A 25,810-nucleotide genomic window follows, 5' to 3' on the forward strand; every position below is an offset into this window, starting at 1 on the left:
CGCAACTTCCAACTTCTCGAAGTTGCCACCCGTGGTCTCGGTGATTTGAACGGTCTGCGTGCTCTTGTCGATGAACACGTCATCGGTCGGCGCAGGGACGGTCACAGTGCCGACGGTGTCGCCCGCTTTGATGGTAATGCTTGAGCCGTTGTCGAGTTTCAACGTGACGTCGGTACCGGCCTTGTTGCTCAAGGTTGCGGTATAGGTGATTTGGCCACCTTCGTTAACGGCACTAGGCGCTGTCAGGGTGACAGTAGTCGTGTTGTCGGTACCCGGTGTGTCCGTCACGGTGGTGTTCACCGCCGTAGTACCCGGCACCAGATTTTCAAAGTGCTCGCCGCCAGTCACGCCTTTGATGGCTGTGGTGACGGTCTGATCGCCTTTGTACACGTCATCAGGAGCAAGAACCGAAACACTGCCGCTCGACTGATTCACGCCGATGGTGATGGTTTCGCCATTATCCAAAGTGACGGTCAGCGGGTTGGTGATGTTGGTCACCGGCGCGCCGTTCTTATCCACAAGGCTGGCGGTGTAAACGATGTTGCCGCCTTCGCCGACGGTGGTGGTAGCAGTCAGGACCACATCGACCTTGTCGATGGTGTCGTTGATCGTGGTGGTTGCGCCGTTGCCCGCAACTTCCAGTTTTTCGAAGTTGCCACCCGTGGTCTCGGTGATTTGAACGGTCTGCGTGCTCTTGTCGATGAACACGTCATCGGTAGGCGCAGGAACAGTCACGGTGCCGACGGTGTCGCCAGCCTTGATGGTGATCGACGAGCCGTTATCCAGCTTCAACGTGACGTCGGTACCGGCCTTGTTGCTCAAGGTTGCGGTGTAGGTGATTTGACCACCTTCATTCGCTTCAGACGGAGCTGTCAGCGTCACGGTAGTGGTGTTGTCGGTGCCCGGAGTATCAGTGACAGTCGTCGTGACTTTATCGGTACCTGGAATCAGATTTTCAAAGTGATCGCCGCCGGTCACGCCGCTGATAGCAGTAGTGACGGTTTGATCGCCTTTGTACACATCATCAGGAGCAATAACCGAAACGCTAGCGCTGGATTCGTTAACACCGATAGTGATGGTTTTGCCGTTATCCAAGGTGACAGTCAGCGGATTGGTGATGTTAGTCACCGGCGCACCGTTCTTATCCACAAGGCTGGCGGTGTAAACGATGTTGCCGCTTTCGCCGACGGTGGTGGTGGCGGTCAGAACTACGTCCACCTTGTCGATGGTGTCGTTGATCGTGGTGGTTGCGCCGTTGCCCGCGACTTCCAACTTCTCGAAGTTGCCGCCAGAAGCGTCAGTGATCTGGACCGTCTGGGTGCTCTTATCGATAAACACATCATCGGTCGGCGCAGGCACGGTCACGGTGCCGACGGTATCGCCGGCCTTGATAGTGATCGACGAGCCGTTATCCAACTTCAAGGTGACGTCAGTGCCCGCTTTATTCGAAAGCGTAGCGGTGTACGTAATTTGACCACCTTCATTCGCTTCAGACGGTGCAGTCAGCGTCACAGTGGTGGTGTTATCGGTGCCCGGAGTGTCAGTGACAGTCGTGGTGACTTTATCGGTACCTGGAATCAGATTTTCAAAGTGCTCGCCGCCGGTCACGCCGCTGATAGCAGTAGTGACGGTTTGATCGCCTTTGTACACATCATCCGGCGCTACGGTGGTAACGGTGCCGCTCGACTGATTCACACCAATGGTGATGGTCTGACCGTTATCCAGGGTGACAGTCAACGGATTGGTGATGTTAGTCACCGGCGCGCCGTTTTTATCCACAAGGCTGGCGGTGTAAACGATATTGCCGCCTTCACCGACGGTGGTGGTAGCGGTCAGGACCACATCAACTTTGTCGATGGTGTCGTTGATCGTGGTGGTCGCACCATTGCCTGCAACTTCCAACTTCTCGAAGTTGCCGCCCGTGGTTTCGGTGATCTGGACCGTCTGGGTACTCTTATCGATGAACACGTCATCGGTAGGCGCCGGCACAGTCACAGTGCCGACAGTGTCCCCAGCCTTGATGGTGATCGACGAACCGTTATCCAGCTTCAACGTGACGTCAGTACCGGCCTTGTTGCTCAAGGTAGCGGTGTAGGTGATCTGGCCACCTTCGTTAACGGCACTCGGCGCAGTCAACGTAACAGTCGTGGGGTTATCGGTACCTGGGGTATCGGTAACGGTGGTGTTCACCGCCGTAGTGCCCGGCACCAGGTTTTCAAAGTGCTCGCCGCCCGTAACGCCGCTGATGGCGGTGGTAACGGTCTGATCGCCTTTGTAGACATCATCCGGCGCTACGGTAGTAACAGTACCGCTGGATTGATTCACACCAATGGTGATGGTCTGACCGTTATCCAGAGTGACAGTTAACGGATTAGTGATGTTAGTCACCGGCGCGCCGTTTTTATCCACAAGGCTGGCGGTGTAGACGATGTTGCCGCCTTCGCCGACGGTGGTGGTGGCGGTCAGAACTACGTCCACCTTGTCGATGGTGTCGTTGATTGTGGTAGTGGCGCCGTTACCCGCAACTTCCAATTTCTCGAAGTTGCCACCCGTGGTCTCGGTGATTTGAACGGTCTGCGTGCTCTTGTCGATGAACACGTCATCAGTCGGCGCCGGGACGGTCACAGTGCCGACAGTGTCCCCAGCCTTGATGGTGATCGACGAGCCGTTATCCAACTTCAACGTAACGTCAGTGCCCGCCTTGTTGGAAAGCGTAGCGGTGTACGTAATCTGCCCGCCCTCATTCGCCTCGGTCGGCGCAGTCAGCGTAACGGTAGTTGTGTCGATCGAATCGGTGATCGTGGTGACTGCCGCAGTTGTGCTCGGCACCAGGCTTTCAAAGTTGCCGCCAGTCGCGCTGGTAATGGTGGTGCTGACCGTGCTGCCGTTGACGTAGACATCATTGGGCGCGGTGTCCACGACCACGCTGCCGACAGACTCGCCAGCCTTGATGGTGATTACCGAGCCATTGCTCAAGGTAACGTTTACCGGGGTTTGCGCCGGATTGGTCAAGGTGGCGGTGTAGGTGATCTGGCCACCTTCGGTCACGGTCGAGCCTGCGGTCAGGGTGACGGTGGTGGCATCGATCGAATCAGTAATGGTGGTGACCGCAGGCGTGGTGCTCGGTACCAGGTTTTCGAAGTTGCCGCCGGTTGCACCGGTAATGGTGGTGCTGACGGTCGAACCGTTGTTATAGACGTCGTTAGCCGGAGTATCGACCACAACGCTGCCGGTTGACTCGCCAGCCTTGATGGTGATCACCGAGCCATTGCTCAAGGTGACATTCACCGGGGTCTGCGCCGGGTTGGTCAGGGTCGCGGTGTAGGTGATCTGGCCGCCTTCGGTCACGTTGCCGTCGGCTGTCAGGGTAACGGTGGTGGTGTCGACCGAATCGGTAATGGTGGTGACCGCAGGCGTGGTGCTCGGTACCAGGTTTTCGAAGTTGCCGCCGGTTGCACCGGTAATGGTGGTGCTGACGGTAGAGCCGTTGTTGTAGACGTCGTTAGCCGGAGTATCGACCACAACGGTGCCGGTTGACTCGCCAGCCTTGATGGTGATCACCGAGCCATTGCTCAAGGTGACATTCACCGGGGTCTGAGCCGGGTTGGTCAAGGTGGCGGTGTAGGTGATCTGACCGCCTTCGGTCACGCTGCCGTCGGCTGTCAGGGTAACGGTGGTGGTGTCGACCGAATCAGTAATGGTGGTGACCGCAGGCGTAGTGCTCGGTACCAGGTTTTCGAAGTTGCCGCCGGTTGCACCGGTAATGGTGGTGCTGACGGTCGAACCGTTGTTATAGACGTCGTTAGCCGGAGTATCGACCACAACGGTGCCGGTTGACTCGCCGGCCTTGATGGTGATCACCGAGCCATTGCTCAAGGTGACATTCACCGGGGTTTGCGCCGGGTTGGTCAGGGTGGCGGTGTAGGTAATCTGGCCGCCTTCCGTCACGGTATTGCTCGCCGTCAGCGTGACGGTGGTGGTGTCGATGGTGTCGGTGATCTGCGTTACGGCCGGGTTAGGGTCGATGGTCAATACCAGGTTGCCGCCGCCAGTGGTACCGGTAACGCCGACGCTGATCTGGCCCGGGTCGATGTACGGGCTGTCGTTAGGGGCCAGAGGCACATTGACGGTGCCGGTCAACTGGCCCGACGGGATGGTAATCACCGCGCCATTGGTCAAGGTGACGGTCAGGTCGCTGGTGGAGGGCCGCGTCACGGTAGCGGTGTAGGTCAGCACGCCGCCCGCTTCGGTGATGGTCGGCGTCGCGCTCAGGGTCAGGGTCGAAGGCTGCAACACCTGGTTGCCCGAGTCCGCCGAGCCTGGCGCTCCGCTCAGGGCGTTGAGTGCCGAAGTACCTTGGCCGATAGGTGCCGTCGGGAAGCCGATGGTCGGGTCGACACGGCCGGCGGTCGCGTCCAGCACCACGAAGCTGTGGCCACCCCCGGCGGCACCATTACCGGTAGCGTTTGCGCCTGCGGCGGTGGCTTCCAGGTCGGTGGTCGGGTCGGCGCCGGCGGCGATGGCTTGTTGCAGCTCGGCAACCGATGGTGCGGCTTGCTCGGCAGCGGCGGCCAAGTCGGCGCTGGAGTCCGGCAGATCGGCGCTCCACTGGGTTTCCCGGCCCAGGTCCAGAATGCGGCCGTCGGCCAACTCCAGGCTCACCGCGCCCGATATGCCTGTGTCGATCTGGTCACCTGCAAACAGGCGATCACCTTCTACAAGGACGCGACGTGTTCCTTCCGGAGAAATAACGAAAACTTGACCAACAATGCTTTTGACGATGGCAACAACACTGCTCATTAAAATTTTCTCCGGTGATCCGTTTCGACAAATTCCATTTCGCAGCGCGGTATTAGCGCTGCCAATTGGGAGGGCGTAGTCTATATATGTATTGACGTCAAATATTTGGCTGGATTTTTTCGCGATCTAGTTTGTGCCAAAGTATTGACCTTATGGTCGCCATCCTAAACAATCGCCTCTGTAATGTCACATTGATATTTATGCGGCGAACCGTCCTACATGTGTGAAGCAGTTCCGCTTTTTGAACTTTCCGACGTACGGTCATTACGGTAGCCATTATCCGACGCAGCGGTACTCATCGCTGTGATTTGAGACAAGAAGTCCTGGGGAATTTTTTAATGCGTCTGCACCTGTTCAAGGCAATACCGTTCGTCCTCGCCGCCAGTTTCGTACAAGCCCAGACACTGCCCCAAGCCATGCAGCAGGCATTGGATGTACACCCGGAAATCCAGGCGGGTGTAAACAGCCGTATCGCCGCCGATTACCAATTGCGCGCCGCCCAAGGTGGTTACCTGCCGCGTGTCGACCTGAACGCCGGTTACGGTCGTCAAGGGACTGACAACGCCACCACCCGCGCCAACAACCCCAGCGGCAACCACTGGGACACGCTCAACCGCGGTGAATCCAGCCTGCGTCTGCAGCAAATGATTTTTGACGGTTTCGCTACCTCCAGCGAAGTCGGGCGTCAACAAGCCAACGTTAATTCCCGTGCCTACTCCTTGCTCGGTACCTCCGAGCGCACAGCGCTGACCGTTGCCCAGGTTTACCTGGAAGTGCTGACCCGTCGTGAGTTTGTGCGCCTGGCCGAAGACAACCTGCGCAACCACGAGCGCATCTACGATCAGATCAAGTTGCGCACCCAGCGTGGCGTCGGCAACGGTGCCGACCAGGACCAGGCCGAAGCGCGTCTGGCCCAGGCCCGCAACAACTTGATCACCGAGCAAACCAACCTGGCCGACGCGCAGGTCAACTACCTCAGCGCCGTAGGCCAGATGCCAGACCAACTCGAGCGCCCGGCCCCGTTCATGGCCATGCTGCCGGCCGACCTGAATGAGGCCCGTCGCCAGATGCTCGATAACAGCCCGATCCTGCGCTCGGCCGAGTCGGATATCTCCGCCGCCGAGAAGCAGTACGAAGCCGCCAAGTCCACCTTCTACCCGCGCTTTGACGCCGAGCTTGGCACCAACGCCGACAACAACGTCTCCGGTGATCCCAACCACAGCAACGGCTGGGAAGCCATGGTGCGCATGCGCTTCAACCTGTTTGCCGGTGGCAGCAACAAGGCTGACCTGCAATCGAAGTCCTACCAGGCCAACCAGGCCCTGGATATTCGCAACAACGCCTTGCGCCAACTCAACGAAGAGCTAGGCTTGGCCTGGAACGCCTTGAGTAACGCCAACGCGCAATTGCCGGTCGCCCAGCAGTATGTGGATCACAGCACCCGCGTACGCACGTCCTACCAGCAGCAGTTCAGCCTTGGCCAACGTACCCTGTTGGATTTGCTCGACAGCGAGAATGAATTGTTCACCGCTTCCCGCCGCCTGGAAGAAATCAAGAACATTCAGTTATTTACTCAGTACCGAATCAAGGCGACCATGGGCGAATTGCTCAAGAGCCAGGGAGTGGTCGCACCGATGGCCTCCGTCGTGCAGAACGACGTGAAACCTAAAGTCCAACTGCCTGGGATGAATTGAGCCACCCCCAATAGTCCCATCTGTTAGTCGAGAGTGCACCGCGTGGAATCTGAAATCGGTCGAGTTCATCTCAGTCATGATCCACGCGCTTTGCACGACGACCCGTTGCTCGACGGGTTGCTGGCGCTCTGCGCACTGCACCAGAAGCCTGCCAGCGCGGCCATGCTCACCACCGGCCTGCCGCTGCCCTCGCAACGCCTGAGTGCTGAACTGCTGCCGCGTGCTGCTGCGCGGGCCGGGCTGCAAGGCCGGCTGTTGCAACGCAAGCTGGAACAGATCCCGACGATTGCATTGCCGGCCCTGCTGTTGCTCAAGGACGGGCGCAGTACTGTGCTGGTGGGTTGGCAGGGCGACGATGAGGCGCGGGTCCTGCTCAGCGAAAGTGACGGCGGCGAAGTGCTGATCAAGCGCGAAGCATTGGCCGACGATTACATCGGCAAGGTCTTCTTCGCCCAGCCGCAACACAAATTCGACGTCAACCACGGCAGCCTGATTCCACGGGCGCGTTCGTGGTTCCGTGACACCCTCATGCGTTCGCGCTGGCTCTACACCGACGCCATCGCCGCCAGCTTCCTGATCAACATCATCGCCATGGCCGCGCCGCTGTTCGTGATGAACGTGTACGACCGTGTCGTGCCGAACCAGGCCACCGCCACCCTGTGGGTGCTGGCTGTGGGCATCTGTGGCGCATACCTGTTCGACCTGATCCTCAAAAGCCTGCGCAGCCTGTGCCTGGACCTGGCCGGTAAAAAAACCGACCTGATCATCTCGGCCACGCTGTTCGAACGCATCGTCGGCATGTCCATGAAGTACCGCCCGGCGCGGGTCGGCAGCTTCGCCCAGAACATCCATGAGTTTCAAAGCCTGCGCGATTTTCTCGCGTCGCTGACCCTCACCAGCCTGATCGACCTGCCGTTCACGCTGCTGATCTTTATGGTGATCGCCATCCTCGGCGGGCACCTTGTGTGGATCCCGGTGCTGGCGTTTCCGCTTGCCCTGGGCATCGGCTATGCCCTGCAAAAGCCCTTGGTAGCCACCATGGAACGCACCATGGCCCTGGCCGCTGAACGCCAGTCGAGCCTGATCGAAACCCTCGCCGGGCTCGATGCGGTCAAGGTCAACAATGCCGAGAGCGAGCGCCAGTATGGCTGGGAACAGACCATCGGCACTCTGAGCCGGCTTGAGCTGCGGGTGAAGTTGCTGTCGGGCCTGTCGATGAACATGACCCTGCTGATCCAGCAATTGGCCGGCGTGATCATGATCGTATTCGGCGTGTACCAGATCATCGACGGCAACCTGAGCATGGGCGGCCTGATTGCCTGCTACATGCTCAGTGGCCGCGCCTTGAGCCCGCTGGCTTCGCTGTCGGGCCTGCTCACGCGCTACCAGCAGGCCAAGGTCACCATGACCTCGGTGGACCAGATGATGGAGCTGCCTCAAGAGCGCAATTTCGAAGAGCGCCCCATGAGCCGCCGCACCCTGCAAGGCGCCATCGAATGCCGGGGCCTGAACTTCACCTACCCCAACCAGCAGAACCTGGCGCTGAAGAACATCAACCTGGTGATCAAGCCAGGGGAAAAAATCGGCATCATCGGCCGTAGCGGCTCGGGCAAAAGCTCCCTGGCCAAACTGATTGTCGGCCTGTATCAACCTGACTCCGGCGCATTGCTGGTGGACGGCGTGGACGTGCGCCAGATCGACGTCAGCGAGTTGCGCCATAACATCGGCTACGTCGCCCAGGACATCCAGTTGCTTGCTGGCACCCTGCGCGACAACCTGGTCAGCGGTGCGCGCTACGTCGAAGACGAAATGGTGCTGCAAGCCGCCGAGCTGGCCGGTGTACACGAATTCGCCCGTCTGCACCCTCAGGGCTACGAGCTGCAAGTGGGCGAGCGTGGTCAGAACCTCTCCGGCGGCCAGCGTCAGAACGTCGCCCTGGCCCGCGCGCTGTTGCTCAACCCGCCCATCCTGCTGCTGGACGAACCCACCAGCGCCATGGACAACACCGGTGAAGAACGCTTGAAACAACGCCTGCAAGCCGTGGTGCAAAACAAGACCGTGGTGCTGGTCACGCACCGAGCCTCACTGCTCTCGCTGGTGGACCGCCTGCTGGTGGTCGACCGTGGGCAGATTCTCGCGGACGGCCCGAAAGCCGTGGTCATGGAAGCGTTGAAGAAGGGGCAGATCAGTGTTGCTTAAGTCCATCAAGAGTGCGGTCGGCCGCTATTTCAAAGGCGCCGACTCGCTGCAGGGCCAGCCCCTGCCCGAGGTCAACAAAGCGCTGATCGAAGATGCCCCGCGCGTTATTCGCCTGACCATCTGGGCGATCATCGGGTTTTTCGTGTTCCTGGTGGTTTGGGCGGGTTTCTCTCAGATCGACGAAGTGACCCGTGGCGACGGCAAGGCGATTCCGTCGTCAAAATTGCAGAAAATCCAGAACCTGGAAGGCGGTATCGTCGCCGAGCTGTACGTCAAGGAAGGCCAGATCGTAGAGGCCGGTGCGCCGTTGATTCGCCTCGACGACACCCGGTTTGTTTCCAACGCCGGAGAAACCGAAGCCTTGCGCCTGGCCATGCAACTGCGCGTCGAGCGCCTGAGTGCGCAGGTGGATGATCGCCCACTGAACATCCCCGACGACGTACTCAAGGCCGCGCCGAGCCAGGCTGCCAACGAGCGCTCATTGTATGAGAGCCGACGCCAGCAGCTGAAAGACGAAGTCGGCGGCCTGCAAGAACAACTGGTACAGCGCCAGCAGGAACTGCGTGAATTCACCTCCAAGCAAGGCCAGTACCGCAGCCAGTTGTCCCTGCAACGCCAGGAAATCAACATGTCCGAGCCGCTGGTGGCTCAGGGCGCGGTATCGCCGGTGGAAGTGCTGCGCCTCAAGCGTGCCGAAATGGAAACCCGTGGCCAATTGGACGCCACCACCCTGGCAATCCCCCGTGCCGAATCGGCGATCAAGGAAGTGCAGCGCAAGATCGACGAAACCCGTGGCAAATTCCGCAGCGAAGCCCTGACCCAGCTCAACGAGGCTCGTACTGAGTTGAACAAGGCCGAGTCCACCGGCCGTGCGTTGGAAGACCGCGTCAGCCGTACCCTGGTCACCTCGCCGGTGCGCGGGGTCGTCAAGCAATTGTTGGTCAACACGGTCGGCGGCGTGATCCAGCCGGGCAGCGACATGGTCGAAATCGTGCCGCTGGACGACACCCTGCTGGTGGAAGCCAAGATCCGCCCGCAAGACATCGCTTTCCTGCACCCAGGGCAAGAAGCCGTGGTCAAATTCACCGCCTACGACTACACCGTCTACGGTGGGCTGAAGGCCAAGCTCGAACGCATCGGTGCCGACACCATCACTGATGAAGACAAGAAAACCACTTACTACATGATCACCCTGCGTACCGACCGCAGCCACTTGGGCACCGATGAGAAGCCGTTGCTGATCATCCCGGGCATGGTTGCCTCGGTGGACATCATCACCGGCAAGAAAAGCATCCTCAGCTACCTGCTCAAACCGATCATCAAGGCGCGGGCCGAGGCGTTGCACGAGCGTTGATCTTCAGCGCCTGTACCGACCTCATCGCAGGCAAGCCAGCTCCCACATTTGAATGTGTTCACAAATCAAAATGTGGGAGTGGGCTTGCCCCCGATGAGGCCCTCAGCATCCCCCAGCACCTCAAACCAAACGCCATATCGATATGCCCTAACAGTATTTAAACTTCCATTCTTATACCTATAAATTCACTTCCCTGTCCGCCGGGAGTGAATCCAATGTCCGCCACCGCTGCTGCCCCCACCACGGCCCAAACCTTCGATGTCCGGCCCTTCCCCGGCAGTGTAGGCGCCGAGATCATCGGCCTGGACTTATCCCGCCCGGTCAATGACCAGGACTTTGCCCGTATCCACCGCGCACATCTGGACCACCACGTCGTGGTGTTCCGCGACCAACGCATCACCCCCGAACAACAGATCGCTTTCAGCCGCCGTTTCGGTGTGCTGCAGATCCACGTGCTCAAACAATTCCTGCTGGCCAATCACCCGCAAATCCTGATCGTCTCCAACATCATCGAGAACGGCCAATCCATCGGCCTGGGGGACGCGGGCAAGTTCTGGCACTCGGATCTGTCGTACAAGGAACTGCCCAGCCTCGGCTCGATGCTGCACGCTCAGGAACTGCCTGCCGAAGGCGGTGACACCCTGTTCGCCGATATGCACAAAGCCTGGGAGCAACTGCCCGAGCACCTGCGCAAAGCCGTAGAAGGCCGCAGCGCCGCGCACTCCTACACGGCGCGCTACAGCGAAACCAAATTCGAAGGCAACTGGCGCCCGACCCTCACCCCCGAACAACTCGCCCAGGTCGCCGAAGTGGTGCACCCCGTCGTGCGCACCCACCCTGAAAACGGGCGCCAGGCGCTGTTCGTCAGCGAAGGCTTCACCACCCGTATCGTCGGCCTGCCCGATGACGAAAGCCGTGACTTGCTGGCCCAGCTCTATGCCCACAGCGTGCTGCCGGAAAACATCTACCGCCACCAGTGGCAGCCCCACGACCTGGTGTTCTGGGACAACCGCTCGCTGATCCACTTGGCCGCCGGTTGCCCAAGCCACCTGCGCCGCAAGTTGTATCGCACCACCATCCAGGGCGATGCGCCTTTCTGATTAGCCATCGGCCTCTAAAGCTTCCAATACTCTGGCCGATGGGGATAACCAGAAGACTTTCTGGTTGGAACAACGCTATGCACACTTCAAACAAGAATACATTGACGATTATCTCCGTCGTTTCGCTACTTATGCTTTTGGGTTTTTCCGGCTTGATCAAGGAAAACTACGTGTCAGCCGATACGGCGTTTTTACTATTGGCTTGTTCGGTCGCAACTGGTTTTTATGTGGTCCTGGCGTTTATTGAAAAAATCCTCGAACGGCTTTTCAAGGACTTCAAGGTCACTGTGATCTTCTGGGGCTTTTTGCTCGCGACCTTAGGTTACGTAGGACGACTGCGGGCGGTGGCCGACGTTAATGCAATTTTCCATGTCGATGCATCTGCTTTTCCTTTGACAATGATTGCTGGCACAACCCTTCACATGGCCAAGCTGATGTTTTGGCCTTGCATCGCCGTCGTGCTGATCACCGCATTTATTGTAGTGTTGATCTGTATGGGAAGTTATTTCGAAAGTGCCAGCTCTGCCGAGGAAAAATGGGGTGTGGTGGTTCCAGCAATAACGGCACTGATTACCTGCGGTATTGGTGCGCTGTTTATCAGTAGCAACTTGTCGCCGGAGCGCCGTGCCGAGATTTTGTACCGTACAGCTCACACGACAGACTTCAATGATACGTTTCGTTGCGCAGGTGTTGACGACCGGCAGTACAGCGCAATTTTCCTGGGGCCTGAACAGCGACGCGTGCTGCTGGCTCCCAAGCTTCAGGAGTTCTCCTTGGAGAAGAAAGCGTATGTGTTAAAACGCGTTGAGGTGCCGGAGCACTTTCCGATTTTAGAGTGTGTTCCCAACAACCCGAAGCCCACCACTTGGCCGTCCCCTTACTCTTTCGATTCGGGCCAGTAATCATTGGCCCAGCAGTATTGGATCTGATTGCTGCTAGAATTGCGCCCAGCTCACTCCCCACAGATCACGAGTGCTTGGCATGCAATTACCAGACATGAACCTGCTGGTCGCCCTCGACGCGTTGCTTGATGAGGGCAGTGTGGTCGGCGCCGCACGGCGAATGAACCTCAGCCCGGCGGCCATGAGCCGTACCCTCACGCGTATCCGTGAAGCTGTCGGTGACCCGATCCTGGTACGTGCCGGTCGCGGCCTGGTGCCGACGCCCAAGGCGCTTGAGCTGCAAGGCCAGGTACGCAACGTGGTGGAGCAGGCGGCGTTGCTGTTTCGCTCGGCGGATCAAGTCGATTTGAGTACCTTGCGTCGCCGTTTCAGCGTACGCGCCAATGACTTTTTTATTGGCGTATATGGCGGTCGGTTGTTCGACACCATGGAGCGTGTGGCCCCGCTGTGCGAGCTGCGCTTTGTGCCTGAAGGCGACACCGACGACGAAGCCCTGCGCGAAGGGCGCCTGGATCTGCGTGTGAGCAACACCATGCCGGTCAGCCCCGAAGTGAAGGTGCAGAACCTGTTCTCCACCACCTTCGTCGGCCTGGCGCGACAAGATCACCCACTGTTCGACGAAGAGATCACCGCCGCACGCTTTGCCAGCTATTCCCATATCAGCATCTCGCGCCGCGGCATCGCCCGCGGGCCGATCGACACCGCGCTGAACGAGCAGGGCCTGGAGCGCCGCGTGGCGATGATCGCGCCGGGCTTCCACGGTGCCATGTTCATGTTGCCGGAATCCGACCTGATCATGCCGGTGCCCAAGGAAGCGCTCCTGAGCGCCAAACGCCTGAACTTGCCATTGCGTGCATTCCCGCTGCCGATCTCCTTGCCGACCCTGGTATTGGCCCAATCCTGGCACCCGCGCTTCGACAAAGACCCCGCGCACAAATGGCTGCGTGAAACCATGCGCGAGAGTTGCCACGCCACCTGGCTGGAAGCCCAACCCAACTAAAAACCTCAAGCCATGCACAATCAAATGTGGGAGGGGGCTTGCTCCCGATAGAGGTGTATCAGCTTCACATCAGGTGGCTGTCATACCGCCATCGGGAGCAAGCCCCCTCCCACCCATGGATTGCGCCTGGCGCACTTATAAACTTCCGATAAGTAACTTTTTGTCATGCTATAGCTTGATTAAACTGCTCAGGTATTTCTCATTCCGAGTTACCTGTTCATGACATCCCTCGCTGCCCCCGCTTTTCAGGCCGCAGCCAAACCTGTTGCCCCGGCCCCGCCCGTGTTCGGCCCGCGCATCATCATCGGCCTGGTCGGCGTGTTGTTGGCGGTGCTGGTGTCCGGTCTCAACGAGATGGTCACCAAGGTGGCGCTTGCCGATATCCGCGGTGCGCTGTACATCGGCTTTGATGAAGGCACCTGGCTGGTCGCCGCCTACACGGCCACGTCCGTGGCGGCCATGGCCTTTGCGCCGTGGTGTTCGGTGACGTTTTCCCTGCGCCGTTTCACGCTGTGCGCCATCGGCTTGTTCACCGTGTTGGGCATTCTCTGCCCGTTCGCACCCAACTACGAAAGCCTGCTGCTGCTGCGTACCGTGCAAGGCCTGGCCGGTGGCGCGCTGCCGCCGATGCTGATGACCGTGGCACTGCGTTTTCTGCCGGCCAACGTCAAGCTGTATGGCCTGGCCGGCTACGCCCTGACCGCCACCTTCGGCCCGAGCCTGGGTACTCCGCTGGCGGCGTTGTGGACCGAATACGTCGGCTGGCAGTGGGCGTTCTGGCAAATCGTCGCGCCGTGCCTGCTGGCGATGGTCGCCGTGGCCTATGGCATACCGCAGGACCCGCTGCGCCTGGAGCGTTTCAAACAGTTCAACTGGCGCGGCCTGCTGCTGGGCTTTCCGGCGATCTGCATGTTGGTGATCGGGCTGTTGCAGGGCAATCGCCTGGATTGGTTCGAGTCGGGCCTGATCACCTTTCTGCTGAGTGGTGGCACCGTGCTGCTGGTGTTGTTCATGCTCAACGAATGGTCGCAGCCAATACCCTTCTTCAAATTGCAGATGCTCGGCCTGCGCAACCTGGCCTTCGCCCTGATCGTGCTGGCAGGCGTGCTGATGGTGCTGACCTCGGTGATCATCATCCCCTCCAGTTTCCTTGCCCAGGTCCAGGGGTACCGGCCGCTGCAAACTGCGCCGATGATGCTGCTGATGGCGTTGCCGCAATTGATCGCGTTGCCGTTGGTGGCGGCGCTGTGCAACCTGCGCTGGGTCGATTGCCGCTGGGTGCTGGGGATTGGCCTTGGCATGTTGGTGCTGTGCTGCATCGGCAGTTCGCACCTGACTTCGGCGTGGATCCGCGACGATTTTTATGGCTGGTACCTGTTGCAGATCTTCGGCCAGCCGATGGCCGTGTTGCCACTGCTGATGTTGTCTACCGGCAGCATTCAACCCATCGAAGGACCGTTCGCTTCGGCCTGGTTCAATACCGTCAAGGGCCTGGCCGCTGTGATCGCCACTGCGGTGCTGGATACATTGACCACCCAGCGCGGGCATTTCCATTCAACCATGTTGGTGGACCGCCTCGGCAATTCACCCCTGGCCGACACTGAGGCGCCGGGCCTCGCCCACCGCTTGCACGAGCAGACCGTGGTGCTGACCTCTTCGGATCTTTACGTCGTCATGGCCGGTGTCGCGGTGGCGTTGATCCTGCTGATTTTCTGGATGCCCACGCGGATCTATCCGCCTCGCGCTCCGGCCTGACCACAAGGACTTTCCATGAAACGCAAAGACAAAATTGCCGTCTCCGTTATTGCTGTATTTGCCGTCGGCGTGCTGGTTTACCTGGTTGCGCCGGGCGTACTGGGCAGCAAGCACCAGACCACCAACGACGCCTTCGTCGCCGCCGACTTCACCCTGGTGGCGCCGCGGGTGGCGGGCTTCATCAAGGAAGTGCTGGTAGAAGACAACCAGCGCGTCAAGGCCGGCCAACTGTTGGCGTTGATCGACGACCGCGACTTTCGCGCCGCCGCCCAGGCCGCCGATGCCGACACCTTGGTCGCCCAGGCCCAGTTGAAAAACGCCAGCGCGACCCTGGAGCGCCAGAGCTCGGTGATCGCCCAGGCCCAAGCCACCGTCGCGGCGGATCGCGCCGAAGTCGCCTTCGCCGAACACGAACTGAACCGCTATAACCACCTCGCTGGCGTCGGCGCAGGTACCGTGCAGAACGCCCAACAAGCCAAGACCCGTATCGACCAGGCCACGGCACGCCTGGCCAAATCCACCGCAGTGCTGGCCGCCGAACGCAAGCAGGTGGAAATCCTCACCGCCCAGCGTGACGCCGCCGAAGGTGGGCTCAAGCGCGCCCAGGCGGCGTTGGAAATGGCCAGCTATCAGCTGTCCTACACGCGCATTGTCGCGCCGGTCGATGGCATGGTCGGCGAGCGAGCGGTGCGGGTCGGCGCCTATGTGACCCCGGGCAGCAAGATCCTCGCGGTCGTGCCGCTGGCCGAGGCCTATGTGGTAGCCAATTTCCAGGAGACGCAACTGTCGCATATGCACGCGGGGCAAGCGGTGCAGGTCAGCGTCGACAGCCTTGACGGCGAACTGCTCAAAGGCCATCTGGAAAGCCTGGCGCCGGCCACGGGGGTGACCTTTGCCTCGGTCAAACCGGACAACGCCACCGGCAACTTCACCAAGGTGGTGCAGCGTATTCCGGTGAAGATCGTGCTTGAGCCGAACCAGCCATTGACCGAGCGCCTGCGCGTCGGCATGTCGGTGGAAGCCAGCGTCGATACGCGGCCGGTCGCGCAACAGCGTGAGGTGGCCCAGCAATGAAACACGTCGCCTGGCTCACCTTAAGCCTGATCAGCCTGAGTGCCTGCACGGTCGGTCCCGACTTCCAGCGGCCCGAGAGCCCACAGATCAATCAGTGGAGCGAACCCCAGGGCCGACAAGCTGCCAGCCGTGCCGTCAGCGATCCCTTGCAGGAGCGCTGGTGGGACGTGTTCCACGACGCGCAGCTTTCCGCTCTGACACGCCGCGCCCTCAGCGATAACCTCGACCTGAAGCTGGCCAGCAGCCGCCTGCAACAGAGCCGCGCCGTACGCCAGGTGACCACCGCCGAGCGTTACCCCAATGTCGATGCGGGTGGCGGCTACCAGCGCAAACGTAACAGTGGCAAAGGCTTGAACGACCCTTCCGGCGAGAACGGCCGTTCGGCCTTCAACCAATGGGACATGGGCTTCTCGGCCTCTTGGGAGCTGGACTTCTGGGGCCGGGTCAAGCGTGAAACCGAAGCAGCCGACGCCACCCTGGAGGTCGCCGAAAACGACCGCCGCGCCGTGTTGTTGTCGGTACTGGCCGAGACTGCCCAGGACTACATCCAACTGCGCGGCGTGCAGAACACCCGTGCCGTTACCGAGCAAAACCTCGACGTGGCCCGTCACAGCCTCAAGCTTTCGCAACTGCGCCTGGCTGATGGCGTAGCGACCGACCTCGACGTGGCCGAAGCCGCCGCCCAGGTCGCGGCGATTGAAGCGCGCCTGCCGGACTTGCAACAGCGACAGGACCAACTGATCAACGCCCTGAGCCTGCTGATGGGCGAACCGCCCCAGGCCTTGCACGCGCAGCTGTCCAAGGACGCCGCCGTGCCGCAAACCCAGCGTCAGGTCGCCATTGGCCTGCCCTCGGAATTGGCCGAACGCCGTCCCGACATCCGCCAGGCAGAAGCGCGCTTGCACGCCGCCACTGCCAGCATCGGCGTGGCCAAGGGCGACTTCTACCCGCGCATTACCCTGTCCGGCAGCCTCGGTTCCCAAGCCATGCAACTCTCGGATTTCGGCTCCTGGGGTTCCCGCGCCTTTGCCTTCGGCCCGCAATTGAGCCTGCCGCTGTTCAACGGCGGGCGCCTGCAAGGCATGGTGGATTTGCGCGAAGCCCAGCAACAGGAAGCGGCCCTTGCCTACCAGCAAACCGTGCTGCGCGCCTGGCATGAAATCGACGACCAACTGACCCGCTACAACGCCAGCCAATTGCGTCGCGACAGCCTGGCCGAAGCGGTGCGCCAGAACCAGATCGCGCTGACCACCGCGCAACACCAGTACGTCGAAGGTGTGGCGGATTTCGTCAATGTACTCACCGTGCAAAGCGCATTGCTGGCAACTCAAGAGCAGTGGGTGGAAAGCTCCACCGGCGTGTCATTGGCCATGGTCGGGTTGTACAAGGCGCTGGGAGGAGGGTGGGAGTCGGTGTATCCGTTGCCAGTCGCTCAGTAATGAGGGTGCGCTTTGTTGCAGCCCGAGATCCTTGATCCTAAGCGAGGTCTGCTGCAAACCGGGTACACACATTGGAAAGCACGCGCACATCGGCACCGCTACAGCCTGCCGCTTCGAAAAAGCCGGAGGCTTCTCGCACGACGGCATACATATCCGTGACGATGGACCTTGCTTCATCCGCCCCCAACCCAAAGCGTTCAGGCGTACTCAGCAAATTGCTGACAGACGATACCCTGCCCTCATTCCCGATGATCAACGCCTGCAAGCCTAGTTGCGTGGGGTGGGGCAACACGTCAAATACTGGCGCAAGGGAATAGCCCGAGGCGCTGGTCAGCAGAAGCCCGGTTTGTTTCAGGTGGTCGTCGCTATTGCCGATCAGCACATTGAAGGCCATACGCTTGTAAAGCTCACGCATATCAAACGTGGCATCGTCGCTGATCTTCTTCAAAACATCTGCGATTCTGGAATAGGAAACGGCACTCTCAACCGCGTCAACGCGCATTCGCGGCTTCTCAGTGCTGATCAACGAATTGCAGCTGACATAGTGCTCGCGCCCAGCCCCCTCATGCCGGTCAAAACGTTCGACCATCAAAACCGGTTTGCCGGCGACCTCTACCAACTTGTGCCCGGCTGCGGGTAGACCTGCCGCATCCGCCATTTGAAGGCTGGCGAATTCAGCACGTGGTTGATCGAAAACATCGTCGCTACGGCCGAATTTAGCAATCCATTCCTTACCTTCGTGAGTCACGGTGACCTTCGGCCTGGCGCCGCCCATGGAACTGCCGAATTCGAATAGTCGTGCGATTTCCGCAGGCAGGTCGACATTACCTTTTTCGACTTGATCGAGGCCCACCATGATTTTCTCAAGGTCTTCAAATCGCGGAGGTTGGTGCAGAGTCGGCAACAGGTTTCTTGACGCACTGAACAGCAGGCAGCCCACTCCCGCACCCCGCGAAGCAAGGAGCCATTCAACTTCGTTTTGTGGATGCTGTTTGTGGGTCGCCAGTAGAACACGCCGACCCCAATTGTCGGGCGTTGCGTCGTCGAGCACACCAAACATGCGTGTCGAGGAATACTGGTTAGGGGTCAGTGGCAGGCTAAGCGGGTCAATCGCAAATGCGTTGGGGCGCGCAAGCCAGCTGTTGGCGTAGCGAAAAACGAATCCGCTTGCGTGCATGGCCACCTCACCAACAGGGACCGGATCACCGACTGAGTGAGCTGAAAAAACGAATGCGTTACCAATCGGCTTCCAAGACATCAGGTTCCCCTTCTGTGCGAATTCGGTCGGGCTCACGGGCGAGGCTCATGGTAATCCCAACCTGGTCAAGTTCTGGTGACGCAATGCTCGCCATACCTTCTTCCAGGTCCATCGCGCTAAGCACATTCATCAGCACGCCGAGGGATACGCCTGCTTCTCCCTGTCTCAGCCGCTGATACGTCTGTCGTGTAATGCCCGCCCGGCTGCATATGGTCGAGATTTTCAAACGGCGACGAATACGGGCTATTTCGATACCGTTCCCGATACCTCTCATCAGTTCAGCGCTTCTCTCTGAGATATACCCTTTGTGGGGGTATGGCTTGCCTGTTTCATGCATGATATATCACCCCTTAAGGCAGTAAGGGCAACTTATATCATTCAAGTTGCTAAGGCCACACGCAAAAAAACCGGTTTGATAGACGGTTTTTTTCCATGTTTGGAAGATTCAAGGGTTCTGCAAAAACACCACATACCCCCGAAACCACTCATTCCCTTGCAAATACCCTGGCGCCTCCCACTCGCCGCCTTGAATCAAACCGATCTTGAACGGAACTCCCATTCGGTTCATCCGTGGCAGGTACGCCGCGTAATCCGGGATGCTGTGCCGCCCTTGATACGTCTGCACCACCACTTCATCCACCACGCCTTTGAGCTGGGCGATGGCGGCCGGGTCGGCGTTGCTGCTCCAGTCCATCAGGCCGGTGATGCTTAACCGCAGGTCGGCAGGCAGACGCCGGCGCAGGTCGCGCAGAAAATCAGCGTATTCGTGCAGGTACTGGGTGCGGGCGTCGAAGTCGATCTGGATGCCGATCACAGGGTTACCCGCGTCGCGCCAGCGTTGCACCTGGCCGAGCAGTTGGGTGTAGACCTGTTCCGGCCAGTGCAAGGTGTGGGCGCGATAGACCACCCAGATTTCGCCTTGGCTAATGCGTGGCACGCTGATGCCTTGGGCGATCAATTGCACGCTGCGCTGGGGGGCGCGGCGGGTGGAGTTGATCTGGCCTTGTAGGATGTACAGGGTTTTTGCCTGCTTGATCACCGGCTGCGGCGTGACACCACTCCACAGCCAGAAAGCGTCATAGTCGCGGGCGTCGACGGCGCCGAAAGCCGGGCTTGCCAGCAACAACAAGCCCAGCCACAGCGACTTCACCAGTAGTACTGCAGCGATTTGCCCCACTGGGTATCGGCAAAACCGGTCTTGAGCTGGCGGAACCAGGCTTTGCGCACCGCGGGCGCGACGTCTTCACCCCCGCAGCTGTTGTAACCGGCCGGCGCGTAGCAGTTGATGGCGCGGAACAACGCGTACGCCTTGTCGGTTTTCGGTGCTTTGGCGTTGGCGATCACCTGTTTGTAGCCGTCCAGCCGCGAGAAGGTTTCACCTTTGAACTGCGAGGCGGTGCTGCCCAGGCTGCCGGCGGCGCGGGGTTGTTCCAGTGGCATGCCGTCCAGGCCGTTGCGCAGGATGAACTCACCGAAGCAGTTCAAGGCGTGGGGGTTTTTGGCCTCATCCTGCAAGGTCGCGGCGGTTTGCGCGATGCTTGGGCAGGCGTAGCCGGATTCGGCCTTGTCACCATTCCACTGGAACAGCTTCAAGGTCTGGCCGCTGGTGTAGGTGTAGCCCAGGCTGGTGCCGAGCTTGTCATCAGAGAGCGAGGCCTGCTTGAGGTCATCGGCAAAGGTCGCGAACTGGCGGTGCAGCAGGTCTTTGTAGAGCAGCACGAATTGCGCGCTCTGGCGTTCGGTCGGGTCGCTGGCGTTGGCGATCTGCTGGCGCAGCAGGTCGGCCCCGGCGACGTTGCGCAGCAGGATGTAGCGCACTTGCTTGGCGCTGATCGGCGAATCGGTTGCGAACACCTTGGCCAGTTGGCCGCTGCGCTCATAGTTCATCGCCAGGGCCAACTCCAGTTGGTCGCGTTGCAGCGGTTGCTTGGCCAGCGGTAGTATTTGCAGCCACAGGCTCTCGGCGCCCTTCCAATCTTGCTTGGCCTCCAGTGCCAAGGCGCGCAAGGTCTGCTGGCTGAAGGCAAAGTAGTCGAGGTTCGACGGCATATCCGCAGGCAGATGCTTGAGGGCAGCATCAGGTTGATGCTCAACGTACAGGGCATACGCCGCTTGCAGGTAGTCGAACAACGCCGGTTCGTTGGCGAATGTGCTCTTTTGCTTGTCGAGGTCTTCGCGGCTCAACAGGGGCGGCGTATGGGCGCGCATCGCCATCAGGTCGCTGACCACTTGCAGCATCGGGCTGTTCGCCGAGTTGTTGCCGACCATGAGCAACTTGAGGTCGGCTTCTTCGACCAACTCGTCGACGCTCACGTTACGCTGGGCGTCAGTGGCCTCGGTGAATTGCCAGGTGAAGTCTTCGGCGAGCTTGGCGTCGTCGTTCGCCAGCCAATGCACGCGGCGCAACAGGCCACGGGCGGACGCAACGTAATCGCCTTGTGGATAATTTTTCAGGTAACCGAGAAAGCCTTCTTCAGCGTCGCTCAAGGCAGACTTATCCACATGCTCGCGTTGCGGCATACCGTACTCATCGAAGGCCTCGGCCTGGGCCCGGTTCAACGAGGTACGTGCGGTCATGTACAGCGCGGTCTCTTTCAGCCAAGGCAGATCGCTGGTCGCGGCGGCGGCGAAACCGCGCTCGGCGTAAACGAAGCGACCGCCGTAGAAATCGGCGGCGGCCTGCAGGTAGGTGCGAAACAGCTGGGCATTGGCCGAGGGCGTCAACTGCGCGTCCACCACCTGGCCTGTGAAGTCACAGGTGGTCAGCAACTGCAACCGCGCTTTCACCAGCACGTCGCGCTCGGCTGGCGGCATATCGGCTTTGATCACCTGACTGATAAACGCCGTGGCGCTGTCATCGCTGTTGCTGCGGCAGCGGCTGCCTTCGCCATTCAGGAACGCTTCACCGGCAGTCTTGTATTCCTCGCGCTTGATGCCCAGCGGTTGGAGCAGGGTGTCGAGTTCGGCCGTGCGTGAATCGTCCGCTTTGTTATCGGGCTCATCATTCGCGGCCGGCACCGGCACCAGGCGATACACCGGAAACGGCACCGGGCCGAAACCCTGGGCCAAATCGTCTTCGCCCAAGGCATTGGGCGTCAGCGGCGCGGCTTTTTTGTCGGCCAGCAACAGGCGCAGGTTGACCCGGCTGTCGTTGCCCGGGCTGAGAAAGGGCTGGTTGCTGCAAGGTTCGAGGCTGTCACGCGAGACACGCCAGTCGGGGTAGCATGAATCGTCGGAGCTGGCCTGAGCCTGTAGGGAAATACCGGCCAGCAGAGCCAGTGCCAGAGGTGACAAAAAACCGATGCGCATGACGTGTCCTTGATCCTGAGTCCTTGGAGGGCCCCAATAATAGCCTGTTCTGAGCTGTGCTTCGGTGAGGTCCTACGCAAAATACCGATTTGTCCGATTCCAGCGGCGAAGCCTGGGCTTTTGTCCTAGAGTGGCGGTGTTTGCGCTCAGGCAAGCGAGCTAATGCCAGGGGTATTGAAGTGCGTCGGTCTGTGGTTGAGCAAAACGAAAAAGCCGGAGCGCTGCCAGCCTTGCAGCGCCTGGCCTGGCAAGGTGCTGGTCGACTCAGCCGTCTCTGGTGGGTACCGATCCTGGCGCTGGCCATGGCCCTGCGGTTTTACCACCTCACCTCGGCGGCAATCTGGGGCGATGAAGGGTCGAGCCTGTTGCTCAGTGAATACGCCGTGGCCGACCTGTGGTTTCACGCGGCTCATGATGTGCATCCGCCGCTGTATTTCTTCCTGCTGCGCGGCTGGATCGAAGTGTTCGGCGACAGCATCGGGTCCATTCGCAGCATGAGCGCTCTGCCGGGCGTAGCCGTGGTTGGCTTGGGCATCTGGCTGACGCGGCAACTGTCTACTCGGCGCGCGGCGGTGCTGGCGGGCATCCTGCTGGCGCTGTTGCCGACGGCGGTGCGCTACAGCCAGGAAGTGCGCATGTATTCGCTGCTGGGCGTGTGGCTGCTGGGCGCTACGCTGGCGCTACGCTGGCGCTGGTGTACTGGATGCGTCATCCCGAACGCACGCGCTATTTGGCCGCGTATGTGCTGTTGATGAGTGCCGGTTTCTACACGCATTACTTCACCGCGCTGTGCGTGCTGGTGCATTGGGCTTATCTGGGGATGCAGGCGCCAGGCCAACGTTTGATAACGCGGCCTGCATGGTGGGCGGCCAACGTGGTGATCGTGTTGTTGTACCTGCCTTGGCTACCGAACCTGTTGGACCTGGTGCAGCATGTCGACCAGCTCAAGGTGGGCGGCGACATCGGCTGGGAAGAGCCGGTCAACCTGCTGTCTGTGCCCTCGATGATCTGGCAGTTCGTGTTGCAGGATGCCGGCGATGATTTGTGGACGCCGCTGTTCTGGATATTTGCGCTGCTGCTGATTGCGGTGGTGTGGATGACGGCCTGGCGCCACCCGGGAGCTCGTTTGCCGGCGTTGTTTTTCTTGTTGCCGTTGCTGTTGGTGTATGGCGTGTCGTTTATCTCGCCGGTCTTTATCGAGCGCTACCTCACGGTGTATGCCCTGGGTTTGCCGATCGTCCTGGCGCTTGCCATCGACCGCTTGCCGTCACGCTTGTCATGGCTGGGCGCAGCGCTGTGGGTGCTGTTTGTGGGCATGGAACTGCTGGGCCTGAAGAACAACTTCGAGGTGGATGAGCACGACCAATTCAACGTGCCGGTGGAGTTCGTCAATCGCAATTACCAGGAAGACGACCGCATCGTCCTCAGCGATATGATGTGGTATCTGAGCTACGTGTACTACGACGAAACTGACGCCCAGTTGCAGCTCTACACCCCGCCCAAACCCGACGGCACGTCGACCCGGCCAAATGCCTACGGCTTCGGCACCCTGGTAGATCAGGATGGCGGGCGCATCTATCTGGATTCTTTATCGGCATTACCGGCCAATACCCGGCGCGTATGGCTGATCAGCAGCAATGAAGCACCGGACGACTTCGCCCCGCTCCCCGAAGGTTGGCGCGAGCTCAGTCGCCAGGACGGCGGTGGCGCACGGGCGCGTCTGTTCGTGCTGTGCAAGGTGCCGGCGCCGCAACCTGAGGGTTGCCGCTAGACTCGATTAACCCTTCTCTATCAGGAGCTCATCATGGAATCGCCAGTGCATAGCTTGCCGTCGTTGTTCAAACAGCTTGGGCTGGACGATGACCCGGTCAGTATTGAAAAATTTGTAGCCACGCATTCGCCGCTCAAGCCCGAATTGGAACTGGCGGATGCGTTTTTCTGGACGGCCAGCCAAAAAGCGTTTTTGCGTGAGGAGATTCTCGAAGATGCGGATTGGGCGGAGGTGGTGGATGAACTGAACCTGATGTTGCGCGGTGGGCGAGGGGTGTAAAAAACTTAGCCGTTACGCTGAAACTTGAAAAAATCTGGTGAGGCTTGAAAAAATCTGGGCTTTAATCGCTTCAGTGAGCTTTTTCTGAGGTTACGCATGTCTTTGGTCGGTTATGCCCATCTCCATCAGACCCTCGGGCTGAAAGCCATTGCGCCTGCCCGTACCGCAATGATCAAGCCTGTCACGCGGATCTCGATGATTGGCGATTGCCTGGCCGTTCCCCATGGAGTGGCGCCTGCTGCCGATTCAGTGCTCGACCATATTCTCTTTGCCCTCAAACACGAAGGCATCAACCTCGGCATCCTTGCCCAGGCACTTGAAGCGGTCAGCGCGGACCAACTGCTGCAAGAGCTGGATAAAGCACCCAACGGCGTATTCATCCGCAAAGCCTGTTATTTATGGGAGGGCCTGACCCTCCAACGGTTGGACTACAGCAAGCCAATCAACAGCCGCGTTTCCCCTCTGTTTGATCCGCAACGCTACGTAACCTGGCCTTCTACGCGAAATTCCCGCTGGCGGATCGACTTCAACGGTTTGGGTTCTTTGGCCTACTGTGCGACTGTTGAGCGTACGCAGGAAATTGATGCCTTGATGAGCCTCGATGTCCTGGGCCGTGCGAAATCCTTCATGGCCAGCCTCCCACCCGAAATGATGGACCGCGCCATCCAGTGGGCGTACCTGCACGAAACCCGCGATTCATTTGCCATCGAAAAAGAACAACCCAGCGAAGAAAAATCCCGCCGTTTCGTCCAACTACTGCGCCAGTCCCATGAAGGCCGTTTGCTCACCGAAGACTACTTGGTCGAACTGCAAAACAGCACCGTCTCCAATCCCTTCGACAAAGCCGTTGCGTTTCGCCACGAACAAAATCATCTGCACAACGGCCTGCGCGGCGGCGCCGGTGTGAGCTACGTGCCGCCAGCACCAGAGCTTTGCCAGGAACTGATGGAAGAGCTGATGGCCTTCGCCAACCAACCCGTGCGAGACGTTGATCCCTTGGTCGCGGCTGCCGTCACTGCTTTCGGCTTCGTGTTCCTGCACCCGTTCATGGACGGTAATGGCCGCCTGTCTCGCTTCCTGATCCACCAGACGCTTTGTCATTACGGCGCACTGGGAAATGGCTTGTTGCTACCAGTCTCCGTCGCCATGAAGCACGAGGAACAAGCCTATCTGGAGGCGCTCAAGACCTTCTCCCAGCCGACGCGGGAATTCTGGAACGTTACTTGGCTGGACGGCGACCACATGGCGTTCGACTTCATCGGCCACCCCTCGATCTACCGCTACTGGGACGCCACCCGCTGCGTCGAATTCACCCTGCAAATGGCCCGCCGCGCACTGGAAGTCGAACTGCGCGAAGAAACCGAATTCCTCGACCGCTACGACCGCGTGATCAAGGCCGTGAATCAACGCTACGACGTGCGTGGCAGTGATTTGTCGAAGCTGGTGATGATGTGCCTGGATAACGAGGGCAAGCTTTCCAAGCATCGGCGCAAACAGTTTCAGTACAGCGTGGCGGAGGAGGTGTTTGGGTTTATTGAGGAGGAGGTGGGGCGGGTGATTGAGGAATGTGGCAATCAGCCCTCGCCCATCTGAGGCATCAATGTGGGATGTAACTTTCTGGTGGCCAGTGGCGAGCTGTATGCACCAGAGCCACAATCCTCACTACTTCGGGCTCAACTTGATAAACAAGGCGGTAGCTCGGGTGCGGAATGATTTCGCGTGTTCCCGCAATCCGGCCTATTGGGCCAATTTCGGGGTTATGCGCTAATCCAAGTGCTGCCATGCTGAAGCGCCGGTCCATGTCGGCTGCGGCTTGTGGGTTTTTCTCAAACAGAAAATCCCAGATATCTCTACGATCCTACCCTGCCTCGGGCGT

17 protein-coding genes and 1 pseudogene are annotated in these 25,810 nt (G+C 59.7%); 12 read left to right on the forward strand and 6 right to left on the reverse strand.

The window, feature by feature from the left end:
• Window positions 1-4,800, reverse strand: a 4,800-nt coding sequence (locus tag FW800_RS20360; protein ID WP_446438332.1) for a retention module-containing protein, incomplete at its 3' end; no start/stop codon positions are given.
• 338 nt (window positions 4,801-5,138) lie between these two features.
• On the opposite strand from FW800_RS20360, the gene FW800_RS20365 reads away from it, so the two are divergent.
• The 9 genes from FW800_RS20365 to FW800_RS20405 all read left to right on the forward strand — a co-directional run bounded on the left by FW800_RS20365 (window position 5,139) and on the right by FW800_RS20405 (window position 17,317).
• Complete coding sequence (locus FW800_RS20365) at window positions 5,139-6,494, forward strand: TolC family outer membrane protein (protein ID WP_223018067.1); 1,356 nt, start codon at window positions 5,139-5,141, stop codon at window positions 6,492-6,494.
• A gap of 42 nt (window positions 6,495-6,536) precedes the next feature.
• Window positions 6,537-8,693: a type I secretion system permease/ATPase gene (locus tag FW800_RS20370; RefSeq protein ID WP_005783538.1), complete on the forward strand. Its 2,157-nt coding sequence runs from the start codon at window positions 6,537-6,539 to the stop codon at window positions 8,691-8,693.
• On the forward strand, window positions 8,683-10,047 hold the full coding sequence (locus FW800_RS20375; RefSeq protein WP_248128543.1) for an HlyD family type I secretion periplasmic adaptor subunit: 1,365 nt from the start codon (window positions 8,683-8,685) through the stop codon (window positions 10,045-10,047). The genes FW800_RS20370 and FW800_RS20375 overlap by 11 nt, the downstream gene beginning before the upstream one ends.
• A 215-nt stretch (window positions 10,048-10,262) precedes the next feature.
• Complete coding sequence (locus FW800_RS20380) at window positions 10,263-11,147, forward strand: TauD/TfdA dioxygenase family protein (protein ID WP_446438333.1); 885 nt, start codon at window positions 10,263-10,265, stop codon at window positions 11,145-11,147.
• 77 nt (window positions 11,148-11,224) lie between these two features.
• The gene (locus tag FW800_RS20385) at window positions 11,225-12,049 is read left to right on the forward strand and encodes a hypothetical protein (protein WP_032878514.1); all 825 of its coding nucleotides are present in this window, start codon (window positions 11,225-11,227) and stop codon (window positions 12,047-12,049) included.
• Between the two features lie 79 nt (window positions 12,050-12,128).
• Window positions 12,129-13,049: a LysR family transcriptional regulator gene (locus FW800_RS20390; protein WP_078819966.1), complete on the forward strand. Its 921-nt coding sequence runs from the start codon at window positions 12,129-12,131 to the stop codon at window positions 13,047-13,049.
• 219 nt (window positions 13,050-13,268) lie between these two features.
• Entirely contained in the window at window positions 13,269-14,804 is a 1,536-nt protein-coding gene (locus FW800_RS20395; protein WP_446438334.1) for an MFS transporter, read from the forward strand.
• 15 nt (window positions 14,805-14,819) lie between these two features.
• The gene (locus tag FW800_RS20400; RefSeq protein ID WP_032878511.1) at window positions 14,820-15,878 is read left to right on the forward strand and encodes an HlyD family secretion protein; all 1,059 of its coding nucleotides are present in this window, start codon (window positions 14,820-14,822) and stop codon (window positions 15,876-15,878) included.
• Window positions 15,875-17,317: an efflux transporter outer membrane subunit gene (locus FW800_RS20405; protein ID WP_446438335.1), complete on the forward strand. Its 1,443-nt coding sequence runs from the start codon at window positions 15,875-15,877 to the stop codon at window positions 17,315-17,317. The genes FW800_RS20400 and FW800_RS20405 overlap by 4 nt, the downstream gene beginning before the upstream one ends.
• A gap of 37 nt (window positions 17,318-17,354) precedes the next feature.
• Here the strand turns inward: FW800_RS20405 and FW800_RS20410 are convergent, their stop codons facing one another.
• The 4 genes from FW800_RS20410 to FW800_RS20425 form a co-directional block, all read right to left on the reverse strand.
• Window positions 17,355-18,611: a type II toxin-antitoxin system HipA family toxin gene (locus FW800_RS20410; RefSeq protein ID WP_446438336.1), complete on the reverse strand. Its 1,257-nt coding sequence runs from the start codon at window positions 18,609-18,611 to the stop codon at window positions 17,355-17,357.
• The gene (locus FW800_RS20415) at window positions 18,553-18,912 is read right to left on the reverse strand and encodes a helix-turn-helix domain-containing protein (protein ID WP_032878508.1); all 360 of its coding nucleotides are present in this window, start codon (window positions 18,910-18,912) and stop codon (window positions 18,553-18,555) included. The genes FW800_RS20410 and FW800_RS20415 overlap by 59 nt, the downstream gene beginning before the upstream one ends.
• 108 nt (window positions 18,913-19,020) lie before the next feature.
• The gene (locus FW800_RS20420; protein WP_446438337.1) at window positions 19,021-19,725 is read right to left on the reverse strand and encodes a DUF3142 domain-containing protein; all 705 of its coding nucleotides are present in this window, start codon (window positions 19,723-19,725) and stop codon (window positions 19,021-19,023) included.
• Window positions 19,722-21,884, reverse strand: a complete 2,163-nt coding sequence (locus FW800_RS20425; protein ID WP_446438338.1) for an outer membrane assembly lipoprotein YfiO — start codon at window positions 21,882-21,884, stop codon at window positions 19,722-19,724. Before FW800_RS20425 ends, FW800_RS20420 begins: the two co-directional genes overlap by 4 nt.
• Before the next feature lie 179 nt (window positions 21,885-22,063).
• Here FW800_RS20425 and FW800_RS20430 point away from each other — a divergent pair.
• From FW800_RS20430 to FW800_RS20440, 3 genes and pseudogenes are all read left to right on the forward strand, one after another.
• Window positions 22,064-23,655: pseudogene (locus tag FW800_RS20430) on the forward strand (glycosyltransferase family 39 protein).
• A 33-nt stretch (window positions 23,656-23,688) separates the two neighbouring features.
• Window positions 23,689-23,934 (forward strand): DUF2789 domain-containing protein, encoded by a 246-nt coding sequence (locus FW800_RS20435; protein WP_148854214.1) that lies wholly within the window; start codon window positions 23,689-23,691, stop codon window positions 23,932-23,934.
• A gap of 96 nt (window positions 23,935-24,030) precedes the next feature.
• A complete protein-coding gene (locus FW800_RS20440) occupies window positions 24,031-25,527 on the forward strand; it encodes a Fic family protein (RefSeq protein ID WP_446438339.1) in 1,497 nt (498 codons plus the stop codon).
• A 4-nt stretch (window positions 25,528-25,531) separates the two neighbouring features.
• Here the strand turns inward: FW800_RS20440 and FW800_RS20445 are convergent, their stop codons facing one another.
• Window positions 25,532-25,780, reverse strand: coding sequence for a type II toxin-antitoxin system RelE/ParE family toxin (locus FW800_RS20445; RefSeq protein ID WP_446438389.1), 249 nt, complete (start codon window positions 25,778-25,780; stop codon window positions 25,532-25,534).
• Between the last annotated feature and the right edge of the window lie 30 nt (window positions 25,781-25,810).

Source organism: Pseudomonas sp. 910_23 (genome assembly GCF_052850795.1).

Coding starts and splice junctions, on each gene's coding strand:
- FW800_RS20365 (WP_223018067.1), top strand. CDS start 5,139: ATGCGTCTGCACCTGTTCAAGGCAATACCGTTCGTCCTCGCCGCCAGT.
- FW800_RS20415 (WP_032878508.1), bottom strand. CDS start 18,912: ATGCATGAAACAGGCAAGCCATACCCCCACAAAGGGTATATCTCAGAG.
- FW800_RS20405 (WP_446438335.1), top strand. CDS start 15,875: ATGAAACACGTCGCCTGGCTCACCTTAAGCCTGATCAGCCTGAGTGCC.
- FW800_RS20440 (WP_446438339.1), top strand. CDS start 24,031: ATGTCTTTGGTCGGTTATGCCCATCTCCATCAGACCCTCGGGCTGAAA.
- FW800_RS20390 (WP_078819966.1), top strand. CDS start 12,129: ATGCAATTACCAGACATGAACCTGCTGGTCGCCCTCGACGCGTTGCTT.
- FW800_RS20395 (WP_446438334.1), top strand. CDS start 13,269: ATGACATCCCTCGCTGCCCCCGCTTTTCAGGCCGCAGCCAAACCTGTT.
- FW800_RS20380 (WP_446438333.1), top strand. CDS start 10,263: ATGTCCGCCACCGCTGCTGCCCCCACCACGGCCCAAACCTTCGATGTC.
- FW800_RS20400 (WP_032878511.1), top strand. CDS start 14,820: ATGAAACGCAAAGACAAAATTGCCGTCTCCGTTATTGCTGTATTTGCC.
- FW800_RS20385 (WP_032878514.1), top strand. CDS start 11,225: ATGCACACTTCAAACAAGAATACATTGACGATTATCTCCGTCGTTTCG.
- FW800_RS20425 (WP_446438338.1), bottom strand. CDS start 21,884: ATGCGCATCGGTTTTTTGTCACCTCTGGCACTGGCTCTGCTGGCCGGT.
- FW800_RS20435 (WP_148854214.1), top strand. CDS start 23,689: ATGGAATCGCCAGTGCATAGCTTGCCGTCGTTGTTCAAACAGCTTGGG.